We start from the raw sequence: 4,524 nt of genomic DNA, 5'->3' as shown, positions 1-4,524 counted from the left end.
GCTCGCGGCGTTCGCGCTGCCCGCGCTGCTCGACCGGATTGCCGACCGACCGGTCATGGTCGCGGGTGCTGGGGTTCTGGTCATCGGCACCTTCCTGGGATCGCTGGTCCCGTCCTATGCGCTGTTGCTGGCGCTCTGGCTGGTGATCGGCTTCGGCTACAGCGTGGCGCAGACGCCGTCGGGGCGCCTGCTGCGCCGCTCCGCCCACCCCGAGGATCGCCCGACCATTTTCGCTGCCCAATTCGCGCTGTCTCACGCCTGCTGGCTGATCGCCTACCCGCTTGCCGGCCGCTTCGGTGCAGCCTTCGGGTTGCAATCGACTTTCGTCGTCATGTCGCTTGTGGGTCTTGTCGGGGTGCTGGTGGCTCTGCGGATCTGGCCTGCCGGAGATCCTTCCGACATCGCCCACGAACACCCGGACCTGGCATCGAACCATCCTCATATGCGTGAGCACGGTGGGCAGGGTCGGCATCATCACGAACTGATCGTTGATGATCTGCATGTCAGGTGGGCGCGCTGATCGTGTGGAGAACTGTGCCCGGTCTGAAAGACGGCAACGTAGGGAGCATGAAAATGGCCACCGATCAGATCAGCGGTGCATTATAGCTCACGTTGACCCCCGAAGTAACTCGCACGCCGCGCGAGACGGCCTGCAGATAATACGGACCGGAAATGCAGACCATCGACAGCACTACGACGGAAAATAGAACGAGGGTTTAGATGTTCAAGGCAGCGCCCGCACGAAACGCTGCTCCGGCACCGGGCTTCCCTATTGGGAACCGGTCATTCCTCGGCCAGCGTGAAGCCTCGCATTTCGGATAGGTGTCGCGCCGCGAGCAGTCCGGAGAAAGTTCAGAGGTGCGTTTCCGCATATCCCTGTTTATCGACAAAGCCTGATGCTGCATCCAGCAGCGTCTTGCCGGCCGCGCCGGCGCGTAGCGTGTCGCCCGGTTTCGCAAAGCGTTTGAGACTGCCATAGACCCGGCTCAGGGAGCCGGGACACCTCGTCGAAAAGGTCATTGCGACCATAAGCGGATGGACTTTGCTGCGCGGCCATTTTACCCCTGTCGGCATGATGCGTCTGCTCGCCCTGATCTTCACGCTTGTCGCGATGAATGCCGCCCTGATCCTGTCGGTGGCGCATGACGGTGTGGTGGCGTCTCAGCAACTGGCAATGGAAGCCGTAGCTGGGCAGAAGGCCAAGCCTTCGTCCGCCCCAAGCAATGTGTCCTGCATGCTGAGCGGCAGTTGCGGAAGCGATGGGACGGCTTGCGACTGGGCCTGCGCCTCGCATGCGGCCGTCGAGGCGGCGTCTCCTCGATATGGCGCCGCACAGGATGCCGGCAGGCTCGATCGGCACTTTGTCGCGTTCTCCTGGCACGCGACAGATCCTCTGTGGCAAGAACGGCCTCCGAAAACCCTCTCCGTCTGATTCCGCGCCTCGGGCGCAATTCGCCATCAGCCTGGCAAAACCCCGCCTTTCGCAAGGCGCGGTCGTCATGGTCCGCCCAGACGCACATTCCGGGCCGATGTCACCACGGACAGAACGGATTGAGTCATCATGGGAAAGAGCTTCAAAGGCTCCGGCCTCGATCGCCGGGCATTCGTCGGCGGATCGATAAGTGCCGGCAGAGGCATCACGGGGGCATGTGACTGCCAGTCGGTCCCGGCGGGCTGCCATATATCAAGCGTGCCGCCGTGGCCCATGAAGACCGAGGTTTCTCGGGCGATCTTCCCGGCCTATTCGGATCCGACTGCGCCATGATCACCGTGCAGGCAAAGCCCGTGATTGGCCAGCACCCCGATGACGCGGCAGTCCGAGATGCTGCCATGGGCGCATTGGACGATCATGCGTTCAAGCTCGGCTTGCAGGGCCTTCAGCCGGGCGATGCGGGCATTGACCGCCGCAAGCTGGCGGCCGGCGATCTCGTCGGCGGCGGCGCAGGGGATGTCCGGCCGGTCCGACAGGCTCAGCAACTCGCGGATCGCCTCGAGCGGAAAGCCCAGGTCGCGGGCATGGCGGATGAAGGCCAGCCGCTCTTGCACCTTCGGCGTGTAAAGCCGCTGGTTGCCCGCCGTCCGCTCGGGCTGGGGCAGCAGGCCGATCTGCTCGTAATAGCGGATCGTCGGCACCTTCACCCCGGTCGCCCGGCTGAGTTTTCCGATGGAGAGCATGAGAAACCCCTTGAAGCTCTAGTTGCTGGAGCACCTAGGTTCCCGAATCATCGAGGACAAGGCCCGCGGTCTACGCGGGCAGGAGATGAACGATGCGTGACGAACAGGCCGAACGGGTCGAATGGAGGGTGACGGGCATGGACTGCGCCGCCTGCACCCGCAAGATCACCGCGGCGGTCGAGCGGATGCCGGGGGTGGGCGAGGTCTCGGTCGGGCTGATGGCCGAGAAGCTGTCGCTGACGCTGCACCCGGACGGGACAAGCCGCGACCAGATCGAGGACACGGTTCGGCGCCTGGGCTTTGGCATCGCGCCGCGCGGGCAGGAGGCACCGCGCAAGAAGGCCTTCGTGCTGCCCGATGCCGCGCCTGCGGCGGCCGTGGCACCGGCAGCCGCCCCGGCCACGCATGGCCACGACCATGGCGCTGCCCGCGGCCAGAGATGGCATCGCACCGCCAAGGGCCGGCTGGTCGTCATGACCGGCGTGCTGCTGGCCGCGGCCTGGGCCTTCGAGCTGCTGACCACGGCCGAATGGGGCTATTGGGCCTTCCTGCTGGCCTGCGTGATCGGCGTCGCCCCGGTGGCGAAGCGCGCCTTCGCGGCGCTGCGCATGGGCCAGCCCTTCACCATCGAAAGCCTGATGACCATCGCCGCCGTCGGCGCCCTCTTCATCGGTGCGGCCGAGGAGGCGGCGCTGGTCGTGTTCCTGTTCGCCCTGGGCGAGGTGCTGGAGGGCGTCGCCGCCGGCCGGGCGCGCGACGGCATCCGGGCGCTGGCCGATCTGGTGCCCAAGACCGCGCTGCTGGAGGTGAACGGCAAGACGCGGGAGGTTCCCGCCGACAGCCTGGGGATCGGCCAGGTCGTGCTGGTCCGTCCCGGCGACCGCATCCCCGCCGATGGCGCGATCGCCGAGGGCACGAGCGGCATCGACGACAGCCCGGTGACCGGCGAGAGCGTGCCGGTGACCAAGGGACCGGGGGACGGGGTTTTCGCAGGCTCGATCAATACCGAGGCGGCGCTGCGCGTGCGCGTCATGCGCGAGCCTGCGGACAACACCATCGCCCGCATCATCCGCCTGGTCGAGGAGGCCGAGGAAGCCCGCGCGCCCACCGAGCGCTTCATCGACCGCTTCAGCCGCTGGTACATGCCCGCCGTGGTGGCGGTCTCGGCGCTGGTGGTGCTGGTGCCGCCGCTGGCATTCGGCGCGGACTGGGGGAGCTGGATCTATCGCGGCCTGGCGCTGCTGCTGATCGGCTGCCCCTGCGCGCTGGTGATCTCGGTCCCGGCCTCGATCGCCTCCTCGCTCTCGGCCGGGGCGAAGCGCGGGCTGTTGATGAAGGGCGGCGCGGTGATCGAGGCCGCGGCCAAGGTCACCCATGTCGCCTTCGACAAGACCGGCACCCTGACGCATGGCCGGCCGGTGGTCACCGACCTGGTGCCGGCCGCCGGCGTGGACGAGGCCGGGCTGCTGGCGGTGGCGGGCGGGGTCGAGGCCGGCTCCAGCCATCCGCTGGCGCAGGCCATCCTGGCGCGTGCCGCCGAGGCGGGCGTGGCCCCGCTGCCCGCGCGCGAGGCGCGGGCGCTGGTGGGCCGGGGGGTCGAGGCGGTCGTCGCGGACGAGCCCGCATGGGTATCCTCGCCCCGCCATGCCGCCGAGCAGGGCGGAATCGAAGCCGATGCGATCCGCCGCGCCACCGCGCTGGAAAGCGAGGGCAAGACCGTGGTCGCGGTCTTTCGCGCGCGCCGCCCCCTGGGGTTGATCGCCATGCGCGACGAGCCGCGCGCCGATGCCGCCGAGGCGATGGCCCAGCTTCGCGCGCTGGATGTCGGCGCGGTCATGCTGACCGGCGACAACCCGCGCACCGCCGAGGCCATCGCGGGTGCCCTTGGCATGGACCATCGCGCCGGGATGCTGCCCGAAGGCAAGCTGGCCGCGATCCGCGAGATGGCCGCGCAGGGGGGCGTGATGATGATCGGCGACGGCATCAACGACGCCCCGGCGCTGAAGCAGGCGAGCGTCGGGGTGGCGATGGGCTCGGGCACCGACGTGGCGCTGGAGACGGCGGATGCGGCGATCCTGCGCGACCGGGTGGCGGACGTTCCGGCGCTGATCCGGCTGGCGCGGGCGACGATGGGCAACATCCGCCAGAACGTCGCCATCGCGCTGGGGCTGAAGGCGGTGTTCCTGGTGACCTCGGTCCTCGGCATCACCGGGCTGTGGATCGCCATCCTCGCCGATACCGGCGCGACCGTGCTGGTCACGCTGAACGCCCTGCGCCTGCTGGCCTTCGACCCGTCGAAGCGGGGGTGAAGCAATGGAATCGGCGGACTGGATCGCCCTCGGCATCCTC

At 68.3% G+C, this 4,524-nt stretch carries 5 protein-coding genes; 3 read left to right on the top strand and 2 right to left on the bottom strand.

Annotated elements, in window-relative coordinates; all coding sequences use genetic code 11:
• Nucleotides 1-520: MFS transporter (locus AQY21_RS15535; RefSeq protein WP_152988248.1), on the top strand; the 520-nt coding region annotated here is incomplete at its 5' end.
• A 332-nt stretch (nucleotides 521-852) separates the two neighbouring features.
• Here the strand turns inward: AQY21_RS15535 and AQY21_RS28735 are convergent.
• Entirely contained in the window at nucleotides 853-1,020 is a 168-nt protein-coding gene (locus AQY21_RS28735) for a hypothetical protein (RefSeq protein ID WP_161906033.1), read from the bottom strand.
• A 22-nt stretch (nucleotides 1,021-1,042) separates the two neighbouring features.
• Between AQY21_RS28735 and AQY21_RS15530 the strand changes: the two genes are divergently transcribed.
• Nucleotides 1,043-1,432: a hypothetical protein gene (locus AQY21_RS15530; RefSeq protein WP_161906031.1), complete on the top strand. Its 390-nt coding sequence runs from the start codon at nucleotides 1,043-1,045 to the stop codon at nucleotides 1,430-1,432.
• 308 nt (nucleotides 1,433-1,740) lie between these two features.
• Here the strand turns inward: AQY21_RS15530 and AQY21_RS15525 are convergent, their stop codons facing one another.
• Nucleotides 1,741-2,175 (bottom strand): helix-turn-helix domain-containing protein, encoded by a 435-nt coding sequence (locus tag AQY21_RS15525; RefSeq protein WP_058098532.1) that lies wholly within the window; start codon nucleotides 2,173-2,175, stop codon nucleotides 1,741-1,743.
• Between the two features lie 92 nt (nucleotides 2,176-2,267).
• On the opposite strand from AQY21_RS15525, the gene AQY21_RS15520 reads away from it, so the two are divergent.
• Nucleotides 2,268-4,484 (top strand): heavy metal translocating P-type ATPase, encoded by a 2,217-nt coding sequence (locus tag AQY21_RS15520; protein ID WP_058098531.1) that lies wholly within the window; start codon nucleotides 2,268-2,270, stop codon nucleotides 4,482-4,484.
• Nucleotides 4,485-4,524 lie beyond the last annotated feature (40 nt).

The organism is Paracoccus sp. MKU1, from assembly GCF_001447385.1.
GTDB lineage: Bacteria > Pseudomonadota > Alphaproteobacteria > Rhodobacterales > Rhodobacteraceae > Paracoccus.
This window is presented reverse-complemented; position numbering and strand designations above follow the sequence as displayed.

What these genes read in the sequence shown, in the direction of transcription:
- AQY21_RS15525 (WP_058098532.1), bottom strand. Translation starts at nt 2,175, where the DNA reads ATGCTCTCCATCGGAAAACTCAGCCGGGCGACCGGGGTGAAGGTGCCG.
- AQY21_RS15520 (WP_058098531.1), top strand. Translation starts at nt 2,268, where the DNA reads ATGCGTGACGAACAGGCCGAACGGGTCGAATGGAGGGTGACGGGCATG.
- AQY21_RS28735 (WP_161906033.1), bottom strand. Translation starts at nt 1,020, where the DNA reads ATGACCTTTTCGACGAGGTGTCCCGGCTCCCTGAGCCGGGTCTATGGC.